This window comes from Rhizobium sp. 05L419 (genome assembly GCF_056397845.1).
Genome location: NZ_JBFTOF010000007.1, coordinates 292991 through 312062, shown reverse-complemented (window position 1 = coordinate 312062; position 19072 = coordinate 292991). Strand labels below are relative to the sequence as shown.

Here is a 19072-nt window from a genome sequence, read left to right as displayed (position 1 = left end):
GCCACTCATGTATCAGTCTCCCCTCAACCGATCTTGATTTTAGTGTCGGACAAAAACGAAAAGGTCGGGATCGCCAGGTTCTGCGGCGCCGGACCCTTACGGATGCGGCCGGCCGTATCATAAACAGAACCATGGCAGGGACAGAACCAGCCGTTATATTCGCCGGCCTGGCCGAGCGGTACGCAGCCGAGATGCGTGCAGGTGCCGATCATGACAATCCAGTTTTCCTTGTCCTTACCGCCCGAGCGGTCGATGCCGGTTGCCTGGGCATCGGGCGCGAGATTGGCGTTGCGCGCAACCGGGTCTTTCAGATCGGACAGGGGAACTCCATCGGCAGCCTTCACTTCCTCAGGCGTACGGTTGCGGATGAAGATCGGCTTGCCGCGCCACTTGGCCGTCAGCGACATGCCGGGCTCAAGGCTGGAAACGTCGACCTCGATGGATGCCAGAGCGAGTGTGGACGCGTCTGGACGCATCTGATCCACAAAAGGCCAGAGGGCAGCAGTCACCCCGACGGCGCCCGCCATGCCGGTGGCGAGATAGAGGAAGTCACGGCGTGTCGGTTCGCTTCCCAATTCTTTTTCTTCATTGTCTGTCGTCACGCCTTTGGACCTCTCAAAAACCTGTTGATGTGCGGATCAAGAAGCCGGGGCTCGGGTGATTTGCGCATGCTGGGCTCGCGCCAGACAGGCCGGCCAGTCTCGTTGATCGGAGTTTCTATGTAGAGCGGAGTCCGGCCGTGATATTTGCGCCACCTCAAGGACAGCGAGCGAAATCGATGTATCCTCTCCGTCGCCGGGCATGCATTCTTTTTGTGCAATCGTTGCTATTCGTGACTGGAACCCTATGATAGCGTTGGTCGTGAGGGAGGTCGTAATGTCTGAACTTGTCCACAAGGATCCGCGTTCGCGGCGTCGGATCGAGTTCTTCATTTTTCTGATATTGGCATTTGGAATCTGGCCGCTGGTCGCAGTGGGCATCGTGGGGGGCTATGGGTTCCTCGTGTGGATGTTCCAGATCGTCTTCGGCCCTCCAGGGCCGCCGGCGTCCATGCACTGAGGGCCGTCATGTCCCAGCCCTCGATCTCGCGACGCCAGCTTCTCTTTGGCCATCGAACTGAGCCGTATGCCGGAATTTGTCCGCCCGGTGCATCCATCGAAACCCTTCTTGAAGCATGTACCGGCTGTGGACAATGCGAAGAGCGATGTCCCACCGACATAATCCGTCTGATCGACGGATTACCTTCGCTGGATTTCATGCAGGGCGAATGCACGTTCTGCGGCGAATGCAAGGAGGCTTGCCCGGAGCCCGTTTTTGCACCTGGCTCAGTGGATCGATTTTCTCATATCGCCATAGTCGGCGACGGCTGTCTCGCAAAGCAGGACGTTGCTTGCCAGTCTTGTGGCGAAGTGTGCCCGCAACAGGCAATTCGGTTCCGCCCGCGCATCGGCGGCCCATTCGTTCCCGACCTTAGTGCTGATCTCTGCAGCGGATGCGGCGCGTGCCTGGCCGTCTGTCCCGTCGGGGCGATCGCGATTGCATCCCGCAACATGGAGATGGCCGATGCATGAGGCTTCATCGCGATATCATATTTCGAGCGCCGTCGTCGCCACGATGCCATGCAGCACCGAGGCCGTGCTGCATGCGCTGGCTGGCATGGAGAATGTTGAAGTTCACGGTCATGCCGGCGGCAAGATCGTGATCGTCATCGAAGGAACTAGCACTGGAATGCTGGGCGATCGTCTCTCGCAGATCTCACTCATGAACGGAGTGATCGCGGCGAATATGGTCTTCGAGCATGTCGAGGAGGAGGCAGAAGAGCATGGCAGTCGAGTTGAAAAGGCGTGACATTCTCAAAGCTCAGGCCGCCGCCATCGCGGCGACGGCAGCAGGCATCACCCTGCCCGCCGAGGCGCAGCCGGTGCCGGGCGGCGTTGGTGCGCTGCAGATAAAATGGTCCAAGGCGCCTTGTCGGTTCTGCGGCACAGGATGCGGTGTCATGGTCGGCGTGAAAGAGGGGCAGGTTGTCGCCACCCACGGCGACATGCAGGCGGAAGTCAACCGCGGCCTAAACTGCATCAAGGGCTACTTCCTTTCCAAGATAATGTACGGCGAGGATCGGCTCCAGACGCCGCTGCTGAGAAAGCGGAACGGCGCTTACGCGAAGGACGGGGAATTTGAACCCATTAGTTGGGGCGAAGCCTTCGATGTCATGGCAGAGCAATGCAAGCGGGTACTGAAGGAAAAGGGGCCGACGGCCGTCGGCATGTTCGGCTCAGGGCAGTGGACGATATTTGAAGGATATGCCGCCACGAAGCTGATGCGGGCGGGCTTCCGCTCGAACAACCTCGATCCAAATGCAAGGCACTGCATGGCCTCGGCCGCCTACGGCTTCATGCGCACTTTCGGCATGGACGAGCCGATGGGCTGCTACGACGATTTCGAGAACGCGGACGCCTTCGTGCTCTGGGGATCGAACATGGCGGAAATGCATCCAATCCTTTGGACGCGCGTTGCCGATCGCAGGCTTGGACAACCCCACGTTCGCGTAGCCGTACTCTCGACCTTCACCCATCGGAGCATGGACCTCGCCGACGTCCCTATCGTCTTCAAGCCAGGGACCGATCTCGCAATCCTAAACTACATCGCCAATCACATCATCGAGACTGGCCGCGTCAACGAGGCTTTTGTCAGGGACCATACCAAGTTCGCCAGGGCCGTCACCGATATCGGCTACGGTCTGCGTCCAGACAATCCAGTCGAAGTCAATGCCGCCAACTCCAAAGATCCCGGCAAGACCGAACCGATGGACTTCGATGCCTTCAAAGAATTCGTCGCCCAGTATACGTTGGAAAAGACATCCGAACTGACAGGCGTGGACCCGGAGTTCCTTGAGCAATTGGCGGAGCTCTACGCCGATCCGGGCCGTAAGGTGATGTCACTATGGACGATGGGGTTCAACCAGCACGTCCGCGGCGTCTGGGCGAACCAGATGGTCTACAACCTGCATCTTCTGACGGGGAAGATCTCCGAACCGGGCAACAGTCCCTTCTCGCTCACCGGCCAGCCATCCGCATGCGGTACAGCCCGCGAGGTAGGAACCTTCGCGCACCGTCTCCCGGCCGACATGGTCGTGACGAACCCAGAGCATCGCAAGCATGCCGAGGAAATCTGGCGCATCCCGCATGGTATCATTCCGGATAAACCTGGCTACCATGCCGTGCAGCAGGATCGAATGCTGAAGGACGGCAAGCTCAATTTCTACTGGGTGCAGGTCAACAACAATGTCCAGGCAGGGGCGAACACCAGCAACGAGACTTGGCAGGGTTATAGAAACCCCGACAACTTCGTCGTCGTTTCGGACGTCTACCCGACGATCACCGCGATGAGCGCAGATCTCATTCTTCCGGCTGCAATGTGGGTCGAAAAGGAAGGCGCTTACGGCAACGCGGAACGACGAACCCATGTCTGGCACCAACTCGTGCAGGCAAAGGGCGAGGCACGATCGGATCTCTGGCAGCTCGTCGAGTTCTCGAAGCGGTTCACCACGGACGAGGTCTGGCCAAAGGACCTTCTCGACGCCAATCCAGAATACCGCGGAAAGACCCTGTTCGACGTGCTGTTTAAGAACGGAGAGGTCGATCGGTTCCCGCTGAGCGAGATCAACGCGGAGTACGAAAACGCCGAAGCCAAGGATTTTGGCTTCTACATTCAGAAAGGCCTATTCGAAGAATACGCCTCGTTCGGGCGCGGCCATGGCCACGATCTTGCGCCCTATGACATGTATCATGAAGTGCGTGGCCTGCGGTGGCCGGTCGTCAACGGTCAGGAAACCCGATGGAGATACCGCGAAGGCTACGATCCCTATGTGAAGCCAGGCGAAGGCGTCAGATTCTACGGCCAGCCCGACGGCAAGGCGGTAATCTTGGCCGCGCCTTACGAGCCGCCCGCTGAATCTCCGGACGACGAGTTCGATTTCTGGCTTGTTACGGGTCGCGTCCTCGAACACTGGCATTCCGGATCGATGACAATGCGGGTGCCGGAGCTCTATCGAGCGTTTCCCGGTGCCCGATGTTTCATGAACGCCGAGGACGCACGCAAGCGCGGCATCAACCAGGGCGCCGAAGTGCGTATCGTTTCCCGACGTGGCGAAATCCGCTCCCGTATCGATATCCGGGGCCGAAACCGAATGCCCTCTGGGGTGATTTTCGTCCCTTGGTTCGACGCGAGCCAGTTGATCAACAAGGTCACGCTCGACGCCACCGATCCCATCTCCAAACAGACGGATTTCAAAAAATGCGCGGTCAAGATTCTTCCCGCCGTCTAAGGCGACCGGAATGGCAGGTGCTAGCTGCGGGTCTTATCGTATTTCTCGCTACGGCCGCCCTTGGGCAGGTCGTGCAACAGAGTGCCCCTCAGCTGCAGGGGCCGACACCTTCGATGGCGACAGGGGCGGCCAAGCCCCTGCCGAAGTGGATCATTGACGACAAGCGCAAAATGCGCGCCTATCCGGACCAACCACCAATCATCCCGCATTCCATCGAAGGCTACGAGCTGTCGGTCAACGCCAATCGTTGCCTCTCCTGTCACAAGCGGGAGTTCACACAAGACAGCGGAGCCCCGATGATAAGTGTCACGCACTACATGACCCGTGATGGCCAGATGCTGGCGGACGTCTCTCCCCGTCGCTACTTCTGTACCGCCTGCCATGTTCCACAGGCGGACACTCAGCCGCTGGTCCGCAGCGAGTTCAAGGATATGAGCGAGCTGGGCTTTAGGCCTGCCGGAAGCGAGTGACAGCATGATCGCGTGGGTCAAAAAAGCTATTCGATGGGCGTGGTCGATCCTGACGACGCCTGCGGCGACAATCGGTCTAGGCGTCCTGACGCTTGGCGGTTTCGTCGGCGGCGTCATGTTCTGGGGCGCGTTCAACACCGCGCTGGAAATCACCAACACCGAGAAGTTCTGCACCTCCTGTCACGAAATGCACGACAACGTGTACCAGGAGCTGTCCCGCACCATCCATTTTTCAAATCGCTCAGGAGTTCGGGCCTCCTGTCCGGACTGCCACGTGCCACATCAGTGGACGGACAAGATCGCACGCAAGATGCAGGCCTCCAAGGAGGTGTGGGGCAAAATATTCGGCACGATCAATACCCGTCCCAAGTTTCTGGAGAAGCGGCTGGAGCTGGCTCAGCACGAATGGGCGCGCATGAAGGCGAACGACAGCCTTGAGTGTCGTAACTGCCATTCCTCAGTGGCGATGGATCTTCAAAAGCAGACGCAGCGCGCCGCCGAGATACACACCCGATATCTTCTGTCTGGTCAGGCTACCTGCATCGACTGTCATAAAGGTATCGCCCATGAACTCCCGAACATGGAAGGTGTCGATCCCGGCTGGAAGATCCCGAAGGAACTGGAGGGCAAAAAAATGGTGAATGCGACCCCCATAGACGACCTTCAGGACGCAATCGCCAAGGCGCACATGTTTTCGGTTGAAGCGACCGAGTAGCTCGGTCGCCACGAGTTTCAAGCCGTCACCTGGACTGTATCATGAGCCATAGTCCACGACCTTCTCGTCGGCCGCCTGCGGCTCTGTTAACGGACCGAGGTGCGTCGCGCCAGATTGTAGGCGGTCGATATGTCGCTCACGACCCTGCGAACACCTCCGACGCCCTCGGCCGCGACCTTGGCGGCTTCACGTTTCGCAGAGCTCTCCAGCTTTCCCCTCAGGGTCACGACGCCATTGGAGACAGTCGCCTTGACAACTTGATGGGTCAGCCCGAGCTCCATCTGCAGGCGGCTTCGCACAGCCGTCGATATGGCGTCGTCGCCAACTGGTATTATGTCGTTTGCAAGCATCGAATCTGCCTCTTTTGTCCACGACGCCATTAAACAGGCGGGTCGAGGCTCTGCGTTGACCCAGATCAAACAACAGCGACGTCTGTAGTGAGCGCGGGAAGTGCACCGACAACTGAAATGAGGCACGCGAGGTGTCCTCGCGTCTTTTACGCATCCACCTTCAGCCCGGATAGGTCGTGCATCGCCACGTTGACCCAGTACTCGACGCCAATCGGGATTGCTTTGTCGTTGAAATTTTAGAGGGGAGTATGGAGCTGATGGAACGTGCCGTCCGGCTCGCAACCGTTGCCAATCCAGAGGAATGCGCCGGGACGCACGTCCATCATGTTAGCCAAATCATGGACAAGTCAGAAGCGGGTGTCGGCCATGCCACACAAGAGGATCGGCGCTGCACGGCGCCGCTTTATAGGTCTAGCAAGGACCGAACCCAATCCCTTTCGAAATCGCTCAAGCGACCGGCATCGGTCGAGGCGGCGACTGACATGCGCTCGACTAAACTTTCCCTATCGTCGCACGCCAAATAAAACCGCTCCGCGATCTGTATTGGGATTGCCTCCACCTCGCGGTTTTTCAGTTCCTTCGGGCAAAACCATCAACCCAGTCCCTGGAGAAAGAGTCCATAGGCGGCTTGCGGACAACGGGCGCGAACATACAGTTCGATCAGAGATCTGATCTGCGTTAATCCGTATTCGCATGCGCGTAGGGACTTGAAGATCATTCGAAGGCAAGGTCGTCACGCTTGCGGGACCTGTCGAATTCCTTAAAAAAGAGCCCATTTGTTTAGCCTTGCGGAGCTCGTCGGGCAGATGTGCAGCGTGGTTGGGCCATGACGCCCGAAGAGATCGACATGGCTGCAAAATACTATGCTAACAAGCCGCCACCGAGCCTCGTGGCGGAGTAGCCTCCGGCTCGCCGGCGCTGCGTCTCTGCATCACGCCGCCTCGGTCTCAGCGATACCAGCTTCCTGGCGATCACCATTTTCCGCCATCGCCCTCTTCATCAGGTTCATGATTTCACGCTCGGATCGAATATGACGACGCATGGAGCCGAAGAACGAGCGAAGCTGATATCCCACGGCATCCCAAGAAAACCTGCATGTCCCCTCCTGCAGAGACAGGAGCGTTTCGACGACCTCTTGTGCGGCGTCGTGGTCAAGGAGCCGACTTGTTCTTCGGCGTTCGTCCGCTTCCGCGAACTCGTCGCCGTTCATGATCAGCCCAAGTCCCGTAGAAACCAGTCGTTCCTCAAGTTGATGGCTGGTGACGAGCAGAGGGATGAGTCCGATGGTGATCGTATCGCAAAGCCTCTCGTCGACATGGCAGGGCAGAAAGTCTGCGATCGCCTCGAGAAGGTCGCACCATGCTATGAGCTGACCGTAGCAGGCCTCAAGCTCCGAAAAAATATCAGGTCTTAGATTTATCATGTCCTACCTTTGCAAGAACAGGCTGGCAGCGATCGCGATTGCAGCGATAACGGCGGATACGACGCCGGTTCTTTGGAGGACGCCCATGCGGTAGAGCGTTATCGCGAATACCACGATAACCGGGGTCGCTATCGAAAGTCCTATCTGTGCGTCCGTCATCTGGGTCTCCTATCGCCGTGACTATAGGAACGTCGAACGAGGTGTTCTTTGCGTTCGATCAAAGACGGGGTGTCGGTGCGTAAATAGTTTCGCGGCCATGACGGCGATCATTTCGACAGATAAAGACGCTTGCGCGGTAGAACCATCCGACGACGACCTACTCACGTGGATTCTGGCCTGGAGCGAGCTTGTTGCATTCGCGGCCCTGTTGACGGCATTCGTCGTCGCGTCGTGGCTGCAGCCCGGAGAGTTCGCAGCCGGCAAGGCCAGGCTCCATCCGATCCTACCTGTTATCAACACGATAGTGCTGCTCGTGAGCGGCTGGTTTGCCGCGGCGGCGGCAAACCAGAGCGGACCTCGACAGCGACTGGGGCTGCTGGCGTCGTCGTTTGGTGGCCTCGTGTTCTTGAGCCTGAAGATCTATGAGTATTGGCTGGAAGGCGCCTCGCTAGTTTCAACAGACGTCTTCGCGCAGCTCTACATCCTTCTCACTGGCTTTCATTTGGCTMATGTCGCCTTTGGATCGCTAGTGCTCCTTCTCGTGGCCAAATTCCCTTCGCGTCAGAACGTGCACCTGATCACGACGCTCTGGCACGTGATCGACATTGTGTGGCTTGTCATGTTTCCGGTGGTCTATTTGCTATGAGCAAGACAAGACAGAATACCGTCAATCCGCAGCGTGCACYGTTCTACCTGATGATTCTGACGCTCAGTATCTTCGCAGTGTCGGCGCTCCTTCCCAACACGTCGGCGAAACCGGCCGCAACGGTCACGGTCGCCACGCTCGCCTTTCTGAAAGTGCGCCTCGTCGCCCTCGACTTCCTCGGCCTGCGACTGAATCGCTCACGAACGAGACCCGCATTGATCGCCTGGGCGGCCGCCGTGCTTCTGATCGCCTTGATGAAGGTCTTCGTATCTTCGGCTGTCTTTGCGAATTGACAAAGACCCGTTTGGCGATTTCGACCATCTAGGTCGTCGCGAGCCACTGGCTCGGTTTCCGACGTCACGGCGTATCCGCCACTGACACGAAAGGACAATCAATGGCTGAACGCCTAACAAAAACCGCGGCCCGAAACGTGTTCTACGGCGGGTCGGCCTTCTTCTTCGCGATCTTCGTGGGCCTCACGGCTCACAGCCACTACTATATTCGAACCGTCTCCACCGACGAGACCACGCTTACGGAAGGCGTGGCGAGAGGCAAGCATATCTGGGAGAAGAACTCCTGCATCAACTGCCACACGTTGGACGGCGAAGGCGCCTACTTCGCCCCCGAACTGTCCAACGTGTGGATTCGCTGGGGCGGAGACAAGGATCCCTCAAGTGCTCGCGACGCGCTGCATGCCTGGATGGCCGCGCAGCCTTCAGGGATCGAGGGCCGGAGGCAGATGCCTCAGTTCAACCTGACCGACCAAGAAGTGGATGATCTCGCGGATTTCCTCCAGTGGGTCAGCAAGATGAAGACGCAGAACTGGCCGCCAAACCAAGCCGGCTGAGGGGCGAGAGGATTAACCAATGAAATACAAGACACAAAGCGTCGCCATGCTCTACTTTTACGGAGCACTCGGCCTTTTCATGGCGCAGCTCCTGTTCGGCGTGTTGGCCGGCACGATCTACGTGCTACCGAACACCCTGTCCGTCGAGCTGCCGTTCAACATCGTCCGTATGATCCATACGAACGCACTCATCGTGTGGCTGCTCATGGGGTTTATGGGCACGACCTACTTCCTTCTTCCGGAAGAGTGCGAGACGGAACTCTATAGCCGAAAGCTGGCTATCGCCCAGTTCTGGATCTTCCTCGTCGCCGCAGCGGTCGCTGTCGTCGGCTACCTCTTCCATATTCATGAGGGCCGCGAATTCCTTGAGCAGCCGTTTGCAATCAAGGTCGGCATCGTCATCGTTGCGCTGATGTTTCTCTTCAACGTCACCATGACCGCGCTGAAGGGACGAAAGACGACGATCACCAACATTTTGCTGTTCGGTCTCTGGGGCGTGGCGATCTTCTTCCTTTTCGCCTTCTACAACCCGATCAATCTGGCTCTGGACAAGATGTACTGGTGGTACGTGGTGCATTTGTGGGTCGAAGGCGTCTGGGAACTGATCATGGCGTCCGTCCTTGCCTTCCTGATGATCAAGCTCAACGGTATCGATCGGGAAGTCGTCGAAAAGTGGCTCTATGTCATCGTAGGCCTGGCTCTCTTCTCTGGCATCCTCGGCACGGGCCACCACTATTACTGGATCGGTGCTCCAGGATACTGGCAGTGGATCGGCTCGCTCTTCTCGACGCTGGAAGTCGCTCCGTTCTTCACCATGGTCGTCTTCACCTTCGTCATGACATGGCGCGCAGGAAGAAAGCATGAGAACAAGGCCGCGCTCCTGTGGTCGATCGGCTGCTCGGTTATGGCCTTCTTCGGCGCGGGCGTCTGGGGCTTCCTGCACACGCTTTCGTCGGTGAACTACTATACCCACGGCACGCAGGTCACCGCTGCGCACGGCCACCTCGCCTTCTTCGGCGCCTATGTGATGCTGAACCTTGCCGCGATGGCCTACGCGATCCCGCAGATCAAGGGCCGCGCACCTTACAACCAATGGCTCTCGATTAGCAGTTTCTGGATCATGTGCGGCGCCATGTCAGTCATGACCTTCGCGCTTACATTCGCCGGCATCATCCAGGTCCATCTGCAGAGAGTGCTCGGGCAATCCTACATGGAGGTCCAGGACCAGCTCAGCATGTTCTACTGGGTCAGACTAGGCTCCGGGATCTTCGTGTTCGTAAGCGCAATCATGTTCATCTGGTCGGTACTCGTCCCCGGACGGAGCCGCGTAGCCAACGTAGTAGCCCAGCCCGCCGAATAGGCGGGCTCCCCTCGGAGATCTGATATGACGATAGCTCTCAAATCCCCTCTCAATCCAAACATGGAAATCCCGCATTACACCGCCAATGGCAACGAATGCGCTCTTTTCGAAAGCGCATGGGCACGGCAACTCCCCGTCCTCCTGAAAGGGCCGACTGGGTGCGGAAAGACCAGATTCGTCCATCACATGGCTGCTCGTCTTGGCCTCCCGGTTTCAACCGTGTCCTGCCACGACGACCTCACAGCGGCCGACCTGACAGGTCGATATCTGCTGAAGGGCGGCGAAACCGTATGGGTCGACGGGCCGTTGACTCGCGCTGTACGCAACGGAGGAGTCTGCTACCTCGATGAAATCGTCGAGGCACGCAAGGACGTGGCCGTGGTTCTCCATCCGCTCACAGACGACCGCCGAATCCTTCCGTTGGAAAAAACCGGCGAGCTTCTGGATGCTCAGCCGGGCTTCATGGTCGTCGTTTCCTACAACCCTGGCTACCAGAACCTGATGAAGGCGCTGAAGCCCAGCACCAGGCAGCGTTTCGTATCCATCGAGTTCGATTTCCTTCCTCGAGATCAGGAGATCGTGACGGTCTCGTTCGAAAGCGGACTGCAGGAAAGCAAAGTGGCCCCGCTCGTGGATCTTGCGCGTCGTCTCCGGGTCCTGAAGGGGCAAGATCTCGAAGAAGGTGTCTCCACACGCCTCCTCATCTACTGCGCGACCCTGATCGACGCAGGATTGCCGACTGCCGAGGCCGTGCGGGCGGCGATCATCGAGCCCCTCACGGACGAACCCGATGTTAAAGCCGCCTTGGTGGAAATCGCCAAGGCGACGTTTGGATAGGTGAACCATGCTCGAATTTCTGGAACTTGAAGAGACTGTCGGGCGCGCATGGCACCGCTTTGTCGGCGACACTAGCTCTTGGCCGAGGCACCCGGAGCATGGCGTGCATTTGGCGGATATCAAGTCTCAACTCGCCGTCTGCTTTCGGGCGTTCGGCGGGGCATCCACCTTGCAGATCCAGAAAGCGCGGCAGAAGACGTCCCTCCACCGTCTCCGCTTCCGCCAGGTCGTCGGTCTCGGAGAAGAGCGGAGCGACCACCCAACGTGGGACGGTTCGGCCATTCACCTTCCAGCAGTCATCGATATGTTCGAGGATCGCTCACTCAACAGGGAGCTGTTTTTCTGGCTCGCCGCATACATCGCGGTCGCCCCGGCTTCGGAACGGTCGACGAGCGATCCTGCGGCTGCAGACATCGCTAGAATTGAAACAGGTCGCGAAAATTCCGCCCGCGTTGTCGCGATTTTTCCTGGCATGAGAGAGCGATACGCCCGCCTCGCCCATGCCATGCTCGGCTGCCGTACGCGTGGTAAACTTCCAAGCGTCGAAAAGCGGATCGAGGAGTTCGTCTGCACCGCGCTTTCCTTTCCCCTGGAGCACCCACTCCCCGACAATTCGCGACCCGCGATCCATGCGGCGCCTCCGGGTTACCTTCCAATGCTCTCTCTTCCAATCTGGCCGGACTTCGCCGGAAAGGCGGAATGTGAGCCGTCTGATCGTGATGACCTCCCGTCGAAAGGCAACGACGGCAAAGCCAACAGCTCGTCGCATGAGGCCAAGCGAAAGAAAGACGCCAGCGATAGGAAGCGCGATCCGTTCATTTTGAACCGTTTTGAGAAAATTCTCGCGATGGCGGAGATGGTCAATGTCGATCGTCCCACGGATGACCGCGAGGAAGAAGACAGCAGTGCCGCCGAGGAACTTGACGAAATCACCCTGAGTGAGACGAAGGAGCGCCCAAAGTCGAAGTTCCATTTCGATTTGGACCTTTCACCCGAAGCCTTCGATCCGTCGCGGATAAAGGCCGAACTGACGTACCCGGAATGGAACTTTCGAAAGCAGGAGTATCTAAAGGACCATTGCCGCGTCGTAGTTGGAATTGCCTCGGAAGAGAAAGAGAAGTCGATCGCAATCGATCAGGCAGTTGTCCGCAAAGTTAGACGTCAGTTTGAAACGTTGCGGCCGAAGCGAGAAATCCGCAGAGCACAGTTGGATGGCGATGAACTCGACGTCGAAGCTGTCGTCCGCTCGCGCGTGGATTTGGTCGCAACCGGGCAACCAGACGACCGCATTTATGAGTGCGCCCGCCCCGCGGCACACGAGCTGGCAACGTCCATATTGGTCGACGTATCGCTGTCGACCGACTCCTGGGTCGACAACAGAAGGGTGCTCGACGTGGAGATGCAGGCGCTGGACGTATTGGCACGCGGTCTCGACGCCTGCGGCGATCGGTTTTCAATCAACACATTCACGTCGCGTCGTCGAGACTGGATCCGGATCGACACGGTCAAGGGCTTCAGCGAGAGGTTATCGCAAACCGTCGCAAGGCGCATCACCAACCTGAAGCCGGGCTACTACACCCGCATGGGGGCAGCCATCCGCCATACATCGAAGCAGCTTGACGAGCAGGGTGCACGAAAACGGCTGCTGCTGATCCTGACTGATGGAAAGCCGAACGACGTCGACCACTACGAGGGCAGGTTCGCCCTTGAGGATTGCCGCAAAGCGGTCATGGAAGCGCGCGGCAAGGGACAGGCGGTCTTCGCCGTCACCGTCGATCATAATGCGGGCGACTACCTTCCTGCCATCTTCGGCCGGGCGGGGTTCGCCCTCGTGTCGGGTATCGCCAAGCTTCCTAGCGCACTTCCGGCGATTTATCGCAATTTGACGAAGTGAGCGTTCAGGCACCAAGGAACGCACCAGGAGCCAATCGCATCTCTAAAGCCACACCTTACCCCAGCGCCTGACTGGCAAGGCCGAAGGTGGTCCATGTCTCGACATCTGCGGACGAATATTCGTCGAGTGAACGACCTAAAGACATCGTGGTGACGGTATCGAAAATCGGCAGTCCCGAACGACTAAGAAACGCCGAGAATGTGCCGCAGCCACTGTAGGTGTCGAGGCGCAGGAATTTTCCTGCGTGGTTTTCTAAGTGTGGACGCACCACGGAGATCGCGTCGTCGTCACAGGGTGCGACGACCGGTCCGACGACATGGCCACGGCCAAAGCGCCGACACAGGGCGAAGGCCACGAGTGCATCCTCTCTGAACATCCCGAAACCTTGCGATTGATCCCACAGCTTCTCGATGACGGCTGCGCGTGCAACGCCGAAAGACAGCGCATCAAGCGCAATCGCGGCATCCAGATCGGCGCGCGCCAGTGGTCGGACTTCGCAGCGATCCGGAATGGCATATGGCCCTCCCGGCAGGCGCGCTTGGCCCTGGCACTGGAAGACTTTCTTTTCCGTGCGGAAATCGAGCGACATATAGAGCCGGCGTGCTGCACGCGTGGCATTCAGGCGAAAATCTCTTCCGTCGCATTCGCGCATGACCTTCTGCATCAACCAATGGCCGGCGCCGTTGGCCTGCAATCGCGGTGACGTGATCACCATACCGATGGTGGCCATGCCCTCGCCCTGCGGAAACCACATGGCCGATCCCATCACCCTGCCAATCTCATCGAGCGCGACGATCCCACTGCCCGTTTCCCGAAGGAACTGCCAATCCTCGGCACGATGTGGCCAGCCAACGGCGATGGACAGGGAATGCAATTGCTGAAGATCGGCGTCGTTCATATCTCCGATCTTCAGTTCAAATGTATCAACCGTCAGAGAACCCGGTGAAGAAGAAACCAAAACACGGCTCCCGCAATGCCTTTGAAAAAAAATTGACGGTCGCCCTCGTGCAACGCCGCCCGCTGCAGGAAGACTAGAGCATTGACCGCCATACAATCCTCTTTAGAAGGCGTTGTAAACGCAACAATCAGCCAAACCGAGCCCGCCTTTGGCACACATCGAACAGCCACGCCACTATCCTGCGACATGAAAGCGGACGCCGCCACTCGGCTCTCTCGCACACGTCTGCCAGATGGTTGCGAGTAGGCAGTTTCGGATCTCCGCCGATGACGGCCGCAGACGGGAGAAGACGATGACCGTTACAGACATACTCGAGCGGCTGATTGCCTTTCCCTCGATCGTTGGCACGCCAAACGGCAATATCGTCGACTGGATCCGATCGTATCTCGAAGGCCACGGCGCCAGGGTCGTGGTGCTGGCCGGCCCCGAGGGGGATCGGTCAAACCTGTTTGCGACGTTCGGTCCATCAGATCGGTCCGGCTATATCCTCTCGGGCCACATGGATGTCGTGCCCGCCAAAGAGCCCGGATGGACTTCCGGTCCCTTTCAGCTCCGCCAAGTCGGCGAACGTCTCTACGGCCGCGGATCCTCGGACATGAAGGGTTTCCTGGCCGCCTGCCTGGCAGCAGCACCTGCATTGGCCGGCCGCAAGCTCACGCAACCTGTGCACCTTGCCTTCTCCTACGACGAAGAAGCCGGCTGTCGCGGCGTGCCGCATCTCATCGCCCGCGTGCCGGACCTCTGTGCCCCGCCGGCAGGTGCAATCATCGGCGAACCGAGCAAGATGCAAGCCATCCTTGCGCACAAGGGCAAGGCCGCCGCCCGGGTGACAATGCGCGGGCGTGCCGGGCATTCCTCACGGCCCGATCTCGGCATCAACGCGATCCACGCCATGGCCGGCATCCTATCGGCCGCGGTCGCCAATGCCCGAGACCTGGCGGAAGGTCCGTTCGACCCGACATTCGAACCGCCTTATTCATCGCTGCAGATCGGCGTTATCACGGGCGGCCAGGCGGTGAACATCATTCCGGATCTCTGCGAAGTGGAATTCGAGGCCCGTGCCATTGCCGGTGTCGATCCCCTCGCCCTGCTGGCACCGATCCGGCAGCAGCTCGATGTGCTGATCGCCGCCGGCGCCGATGCGACCTGGACCGAAATGAGCGCCTACCCGGCCCTGTCGCTACCCGAAACCGCCGCGCTGGCTCGGCTGCTGGAAGAACTCAGCGGACATCCGCTGATCGGAGCCGTGAGCTATGGCACCGAAGCAGGCCTCTACCAGGCTGCCGGCATCGATTCCATCATCTGCGGCCCCGGCGATATCGACCGGGCCCATAAGCCGGACGAATACATACTGACAAGCGAACTCGCTGCCTGCCAGGCAATGATCGAAGCACTCGGCGCCCGTTGCTCACGCTGACATCATACAATCGAATGGATCTTCCGGCATGACCTTCCTCTTCAATTCCGATGCCAAACGCGGTGCGATCTTCGCCGAAGCCTTTGCGCGAGACCTGCAGGATGTCGCCTTCTCCATGGATCCGAACGGGGTCGATCCGGACGCAGTTCGCTATATCCTGACCTGGACGGTGCCGGAAACCATCGCGCGCTACCGCAATCTCGAGGTCATCTTTTCCATCGGCGCGGGCGTGGACCAATTCAGCCTCGATGCCATTCCGGCGCATGTTCAGGTCGTGCGCATGGTCGATCCGTCGATCGTGCGGATGATGCAGGAATATGTGACGCTGTCGGTGCTTGTCCTGCACCGCAGTCTGCCTGCCTATCTCGAACAGCAGAGACAGCACATCTGGTCGGCATTGCCGCAAACACAGGCCGGTGCGCGGCAGGTCGGTATCCTTGGTCTCGGGATGCTTGGCAGCGCTGCGCTGGATGCGCTGAAGCCCTTCGGCTTCCGGCTCGCCGGCTGGAGCCGCTCTGCACGTCAGATCGACGGGGTTGCCTGCCATCATGGAGAAGCCGGCTTGAAGGCGATGCTCGCCGACACCGATATTCTCGTCTGCCTGCTGCCGCTGACCGACGAGACGCGCGGCTTTCTCGATGCCGGGCTGTTTTCTACCCTGCCGGCCGGTGCGGCGCTGGTCCATACCGGCCGCGGGCCGCAGCTCGATCACAGGGCCCTGATCGCCGCGCTGGACAGCAGCCATCTCAGCGGCGCGATCATCGACGTGACCGACCCCGAGCCGCTGCCTGCCGGACATGCTTTCTGGGATCACCCGAAGATATTGCTGACGCCGCATATTGCCAGCGTCACGCAACCGAACTCGGCCGCTGTGGCCGTCATCGACAACATCAAACGCCATCTCTCCGGGCTCGACCCCATCGGTTTGGTGGACCGTGCCCGCGGCTACTGAAACGCAAAGACAAGGAAAAGCATCTTGCTTCTGAAAACCATCGATACCAATCCGACCACATCACCACGCGAATCCAAGGCTCTGCCCGAGCGGCTGCTCGCTGGTGATCCTTCGTTCAAGACCTGGGCACAGGATGTTGCCAAGGGCGATTCCGTTCATACCGGCGTCTGGGAAGCGACACCCGGCGAGACCCGTTCGATCAAGGGCGAGACTTTCGAGTTCTGCCACATCATCTCCGGCGTCGTCGAAATCACGCAGGAAGGCGGCACGCCCGTCATCTATAAGGCTGGCGACAGCTTTGTGATGAAGCCCGGCTTCGTTGGCATCTGGAAGACGATCGAGACCGTCCGCAAGATTTACGTGACCATCTCCTGATCTTATGAGACCACCGGCGGCCGCTAAAAACGCGGCCCCGGCCCGCATCGCATGTCGGAAACGACTTCATCGTGCCACACCGCCACGCACCGCAGTGTGTGGCCATCGCCTCCCCCAAAGAAGCAGACCGCCAGAACCTGCGTGAATTGCCTCTCGATCGGGCATCAGGATCGCGGCTGAGCCGGCAAAAACGACACTGTCCCCATATCATAACCTGATGTTATGGATCTCGCATAAACATTGCGTGGTGAAACCGGTCGGCGCGCAGCATCCTTGATCCGCACGACAGGAGAACGGGTATGGCATACAGAGTGGGAGTGGATGTTGGCGGGTCCTTTACGGATTTCGCTGTCCTCGACGATCAGACAAACGCGCTTTCGACGCTGAAGGTGTTCTCGCGGCCGGACGCACCCGGCGAAGAGATCCTGCTGGCGCTGGAACTGCTGGCCGCCCGCGACAATATCGACCCTGCCGACATCGTCTATTTCACTCACGGAACCACGGTCGGCGTCAACACGGTCATCCAGCGCAATGGTCATGACATCGCGCTGTTCACGACGCAGAACTTCGAGGAAGTGCTGGAGGTCGCCCGCCTCAAGATCCCGCAGATCCACAATCTCTATTCGGTCCGCCCTGCCCCGCTTATCTCGCGCGACCGGGTGTTCGGCATTGCCGAACGTACCCTGGCGACAGGTGCCATCCAGACATCGCCGCAGCATAGCGACGTCGCGCGTGCCGTCGAGGCCGCCCTGGCCGCCGGCTGCAAGGGCATCGTCCTGTCCTTCCTGAATTCCTATCGCAATCCCGAGAACGAACAGGCCGTCGCGGCAATGATCGCGCAGATAGCTCCCGGTCTGCCGGTCGTCTCCTCGGCCGAGACCTGGCCGGTGATCCGCGAGTTTGAGCGGACCATAACCGCCGTCATCAGCGGCTACGTGCAGCCGCGCGTCTCCCACTATCTCGACCGCTTCGAGACGGTGCTGCGCGGCAAAGGCGTCGCCTGCCCGTTGCTGATCACCAAGACCAATGGCGGTGTCATGGGCATCGATCAGGCCCGGCAAGAATGTGTGCAAATGATCCTGTCTGGCACCGCATCCGGTGTCATCGGGGCCAGCTATCTGGCCAAGACCAGCGGCTTCGATCGAATCATGAGCCTCGATATCGGCGGCACCAGCGCCGACGTTGCCGTCATCGTCGATGGCGAAGCGCAGTATGGCACCGGCGAACTGATCGGCGACTTTCAGATCCATGTCCCCTCGGTATCGGTAAGCTCCGTCGGCCAGGGCGGTGGTTCGGTGGCGTGGCTGGACGGGCTTGGGCTACTGCAGGTCGGGCCGGAAAGCGCCGGCTCAACGCCAGGGCCTGCCTGCTACGGACGCGGCGGCCAGAAGCCGACCATTACCGACGCGATGGCAGCCTCCAACCTGATTGGCCACATGCCGCTTGGTTATGGCGCAGTCAGCGTCGATCACCAAGCAGCCAAGGCCGCTCTGGCACCGCTGGCGAAAAGCCTCGAGACCAGCATCGAGGAATTGGCGGGCAACCTCATCGAAATCTCGGTATCGGGTATGTATGCCGAGGTCAGCGCGCTGGTATCACGCTACGCAATCGATCCCCGCGAGTTCCACCTGTTTGCCTTTGGCGGCGCCGGCGCGATGCTCGCCTGCTTCCTCGCACGAGAGCTCGACATGAAGGGCGTCGTCGTTCCCCCGACACCCGGTGTCGTCTCGGCGCTCGGCGGGCTGATCGCCGACCTGAAGAACGATTTCATCCGGACTGCCTATTGCGAAGTCACGGAAGAGACACTGCCGGACCTTGCGATCTCGCTTGGCGATCTCGAGGACAGAGCCCGGATCTGGTTGCGGTCACAGGGTCATCAAGGCGAGGGCGGGATCCGGCTTTCCGCCGACATGCGGTATCTCGGGCAGTCCTTCGAAATCGAGACGCCATTGCGGCCGGAGTGGCTGAAGAGCGGCAACGCGCACGCTGTATCGGGTGCGTTCCACGAGGAACATGCACGGCTCTACGGCCATGCAGACGAGACCGCGGCCGTGCAGATGGTCAATCTGCGCCTGGTGATATCAGGGGCAACGCAGAAACCGCAGCTGCCGGAGGTGAGAACCGCCGAAGCACCAGCAAAGCCACGCTTCGAGGTCGAGGCCTGGTTTGGCGGTAAGCCTGCCGCCACCGCCGTCTACCACCGCAACGATCTCGCAGCCAGCCATCATTTCCATGGGCCGGCGATCGTCGCGCAGGACGATACCACCACCGTCGTGCCTCCCGAATTCGATGTGACTGTCGATCGCTTCGGCAATCTCGTCATCGCCCGACAGGAGATTTGA

General features: G+C 59.4%; 21 protein-coding genes. 16 read left to right on the top strand and 5 right to left on the bottom strand.

Annotated elements, in window-relative coordinates:
- Nucleotides 1–23: 23 nt before the first annotated feature.
- A complete protein-coding gene (petA, locus tag AC1DMK_RS12710; protein WP_477859403.1) occupies nt 24–602 on the bottom strand; it encodes a ubiquinol-cytochrome c reductase iron-sulfur subunit in 579 nt (192 codons plus the stop codon).
- A 274-nt stretch (nt 603–876) separates the two neighbouring features.
- Between petA and napE the strand changes: the two genes are divergently transcribed.
- The 6 genes from napE to AC1DMK_RS12680 are packed head-to-tail and all read left to right on the top strand — an operon-like array spanning nt 877 to nt 5512.
- On the top strand, nt 877–1059 hold the full coding sequence (napE, locus tag AC1DMK_RS12705; RefSeq protein ID WP_477859401.1) for a periplasmic nitrate reductase, NapE protein: 183 nt from the start codon (nt 877–879) through the stop codon (nt 1057–1059).
- A gap of 8 nt (nt 1060–1067) precedes the next feature.
- Entirely contained in the window at nt 1068–1571 is a 504-nt protein-coding gene (gene napF / locus AC1DMK_RS12700) for a ferredoxin-type protein NapF (RefSeq protein WP_477859399.1), read from the top strand.
- A complete protein-coding gene (locus AC1DMK_RS12695) occupies nt 1564–1848 on the top strand; it encodes a chaperone NapD (protein WP_477859397.1) in 285 nt (94 codons plus the stop codon). The genes napF and AC1DMK_RS12695 overlap by 8 nt, the downstream gene beginning before the upstream one ends.
- Nucleotides 1823–4327 (top strand): periplasmic nitrate reductase subunit alpha, encoded by a 2505-nt coding sequence (gene napA, locus AC1DMK_RS12690; RefSeq protein WP_477859395.1) that lies wholly within the window; start codon nt 1823–1825, stop codon nt 4325–4327. Before AC1DMK_RS12695 ends, napA begins: the two co-directional genes overlap by 26 nt.
- Nucleotides 4297–4797: a nitrate reductase cytochrome c-type subunit gene (locus tag AC1DMK_RS12685; protein WP_477859393.1), complete on the top strand. Its 501-nt coding sequence runs from the start codon at nt 4297–4299 to the stop codon at nt 4795–4797. The genes napA and AC1DMK_RS12685 overlap by 31 nt, the downstream gene beginning before the upstream one ends.
- 4 nt (nt 4798–4801) lie before the next feature.
- Nucleotides 4802–5512 carry a NapC/NirT family cytochrome c gene (locus tag AC1DMK_RS12680; RefSeq protein WP_477859391.1) on the top strand — a complete coding sequence of 237 codons (711 nt, stop codon included), beginning with the start codon at nt 4802–4804 and terminating at the stop codon, nt 5510–5512.
- 86 nt (nt 5513–5598) lie between these two features.
- Here AC1DMK_RS12680 and AC1DMK_RS12675 read toward each other — a convergent pair whose 3' ends face one another.
- From AC1DMK_RS12675 to AC1DMK_RS12665, 3 genes are all read right to left on the bottom strand, one after another.
- On the bottom strand, nt 5599–5862 hold the full coding sequence (locus AC1DMK_RS12675; protein WP_037066050.1) for a BON domain-containing protein: 264 nt from the start codon (nt 5860–5862) through the stop codon (nt 5599–5601).
- 931 nt (nt 5863–6793) lie between these two features.
- The gene (locus tag AC1DMK_RS12670) at nt 6794–7285 is read right to left on the bottom strand and encodes a hypothetical protein (RefSeq protein WP_037066052.1); all 492 of its coding nucleotides are present in this window, start codon (nt 7283–7285) and stop codon (nt 6794–6796) included.
- A 3-nt stretch (nt 7286–7288) separates the two neighbouring features.
- The gene (locus AC1DMK_RS12665; RefSeq protein WP_196246804.1) at nt 7289–7444 is read right to left on the bottom strand and encodes a hypothetical protein; all 156 of its coding nucleotides are present in this window, start codon (nt 7442–7444) and stop codon (nt 7289–7291) included.
- Nucleotides 7445–7541: 97 nt separating this feature from the next.
- Here AC1DMK_RS12665 and AC1DMK_RS12660 point away from each other — a divergent pair, with 97 nt between their 5' ends.
- The 6 genes from AC1DMK_RS12660 (at nt 7542) to AC1DMK_RS12635 (ending at nt 13028) form a co-directional block, all read left to right on the top strand.
- Nucleotides 7542–8090, top strand: coding sequence for a cytochrome c oxidase subunit 3 (locus AC1DMK_RS12660; protein ID WP_477859387.1), 549 nt, complete (start codon nt 7542–7544; stop codon nt 8088–8090).
- On the top strand, nt 8087–8383 hold the full coding sequence (locus AC1DMK_RS12655) for a cytochrome C oxidase subunit IV family protein (protein ID WP_477859385.1): 297 nt from the start codon (nt 8087–8089) through the stop codon (nt 8381–8383). Before AC1DMK_RS12660 ends, AC1DMK_RS12655 begins: the two co-directional genes overlap by 4 nt.
- 101 nt (nt 8384–8484) lie before the next feature.
- Nucleotides 8485–8937: a c-type cytochrome gene (locus tag AC1DMK_RS12650; RefSeq protein ID WP_037066058.1), complete on the top strand. Its 453-nt coding sequence runs from the start codon at nt 8485–8487 to the stop codon at nt 8935–8937.
- 19 nt (nt 8938–8956) lie between these two features.
- Entirely contained in the window at nt 8957–10297 is a 1341-nt protein-coding gene (locus AC1DMK_RS12645) for a cbb3-type cytochrome c oxidase subunit I (RefSeq protein ID WP_477859383.1), read from the top strand.
- Between the two features lie 24 nt (nt 10298–10321).
- Complete coding sequence (locus AC1DMK_RS12640; RefSeq protein WP_477859382.1) at nt 10322–11134, top strand: AAA family ATPase; 813 nt, start codon at nt 10322–10324, stop codon at nt 11132–11134.
- A gap of 7 nt (nt 11135–11141) precedes the next feature.
- On the top strand, nt 11142–13028 hold the full coding sequence (locus AC1DMK_RS12635; protein ID WP_477859380.1) for a nitric oxide reductase activation protein NorD: 1887 nt from the start codon (nt 11142–11144) through the stop codon (nt 13026–13028).
- A gap of 55 nt (nt 13029–13083) precedes the next feature.
- Here AC1DMK_RS12635 and AC1DMK_RS12630 read toward each other — a convergent pair whose 3' ends face one another.
- The gene (locus tag AC1DMK_RS12630; RefSeq protein WP_477859423.1) at nt 13084–13926 is read right to left on the bottom strand and encodes a GNAT family N-acetyltransferase; all 843 of its coding nucleotides are present in this window, start codon (nt 13924–13926) and stop codon (nt 13084–13086) included.
- A 352-nt stretch (nt 13927–14278) separates the two neighbouring features.
- Between AC1DMK_RS12630 and argE the strand changes: the two genes are divergently transcribed.
- From argE to AC1DMK_RS12610, 4 genes are all read left to right on the top strand, one after another.
- Complete coding sequence (gene argE / locus AC1DMK_RS12625; protein WP_477859378.1) at nt 14279–15403, top strand: acetylornithine deacetylase; 1125 nt, start codon at nt 14279–14281, stop codon at nt 15401–15403.
- A 28-nt stretch (nt 15404–15431) separates the two neighbouring features.
- Nucleotides 15432–16355: a 2-hydroxyacid dehydrogenase gene (locus tag AC1DMK_RS12620; RefSeq protein ID WP_477859376.1), complete on the top strand. Its 924-nt coding sequence runs from the start codon at nt 15432–15434 to the stop codon at nt 16353–16355.
- A 21-nt stretch (nt 16356–16376) separates the two neighbouring features.
- Complete coding sequence (locus AC1DMK_RS12615; RefSeq protein WP_037066070.1) at nt 16377–16730, top strand: cupin domain-containing protein; 354 nt, start codon at nt 16377–16379, stop codon at nt 16728–16730.
- 299 nt (nt 16731–17029) lie between these two features.
- Nucleotides 17030–19072, top strand: coding sequence for a hydantoinase/oxoprolinase family protein (locus tag AC1DMK_RS12610; protein ID WP_477859374.1), 2043 nt, complete (start codon nt 17030–17032; stop codon nt 19070–19072).

Excerpts from the sequence above, each read along its gene's own strand:
- napE (WP_477859401.1), top strand. The coding sequence starts at position 877 with ATGTCTGAACTTGTCCACAAGGATCCGCGTTCGCGGCGTCGGATCGAG.
- napF (WP_477859399.1), top strand. The coding sequence starts at position 1,068 with ATGTCCCAGCCCTCGATCTCGCGACGCCAGCTTCTCTTTGGCCATCGA.
- AC1DMK_RS12695 (WP_477859397.1), top strand. The coding sequence starts at position 1,564 with ATGCATGAGGCTTCATCGCGATATCATATTTCGAGCGCCGTCGTCGCC.
- napA (WP_477859395.1), top strand. The coding sequence starts at position 1,823 with ATGGCAGTCGAGTTGAAAAGGCGTGACATTCTCAAAGCTCAGGCCGCC.
- AC1DMK_RS12685 (WP_477859393.1), top strand. The coding sequence starts at position 4,297 with ATGCGCGGTCAAGATTCTTCCCGCCGTCTAAGGCGACCGGAATGGCAG.
- AC1DMK_RS12680 (WP_477859391.1), top strand. The coding sequence starts at position 4,802 with ATGATCGCGTGGGTCAAAAAAGCTATTCGATGGGCGTGGTCGATCCTG.
- AC1DMK_RS12675 (WP_037066050.1), bottom strand. The coding sequence starts at position 5,862 with ATGCTTGCAAACGACATAATACCAGTTGGCGACGACGCCATATCGACG.
- AC1DMK_RS12670 (WP_037066052.1), bottom strand. The coding sequence starts at position 7,285 with ATGATAAATCTAAGACCTGATATTTTTTCGGAGCTTGAGGCCTGCTAC.
- AC1DMK_RS12665 (WP_196246804.1), bottom strand. The coding sequence starts at position 7,444 with ATGACGGACGCACAGATAGGACTTTCGATAGCGACCCCGGTTATCGTG.
- AC1DMK_RS12650 (WP_037066058.1), top strand. The coding sequence starts at position 8,485 with ATGGCTGAACGCCTAACAAAAACCGCGGCCCGAAACGTGTTCTACGGC.
- AC1DMK_RS12645 (WP_477859383.1), top strand. The coding sequence starts at position 8,957 with ATGAAATACAAGACACAAAGCGTCGCCATGCTCTACTTTTACGGAGCA.
- AC1DMK_RS12640 (WP_477859382.1), top strand. The coding sequence starts at position 10,322 with ATGACGATAGCTCTCAAATCCCCTCTCAATCCAAACATGGAAATCCCG.
- AC1DMK_RS12635 (WP_477859380.1), top strand. The coding sequence starts at position 11,142 with ATGCTCGAATTTCTGGAACTTGAAGAGACTGTCGGGCGCGCATGGCAC.
- AC1DMK_RS12630 (WP_477859423.1), bottom strand. The coding sequence starts at position 13,926 with ATGAACGACGCCGATCTTCAGCAATTGCATTCCCTGTCCATCGCCGTT.
- argE (WP_477859378.1), top strand. The coding sequence starts at position 14,279 with ATGACCGTTACAGACATACTCGAGCGGCTGATTGCCTTTCCCTCGATC.
- AC1DMK_RS12620 (WP_477859376.1), top strand. The coding sequence starts at position 15,432 with ATGACCTTCCTCTTCAATTCCGATGCCAAACGCGGTGCGATCTTCGCC.
- AC1DMK_RS12610 (WP_477859374.1), top strand. The coding sequence starts at position 17,030 with ATGGCATACAGAGTGGGAGTGGATGTTGGCGGGTCCTTTACGGATTTC.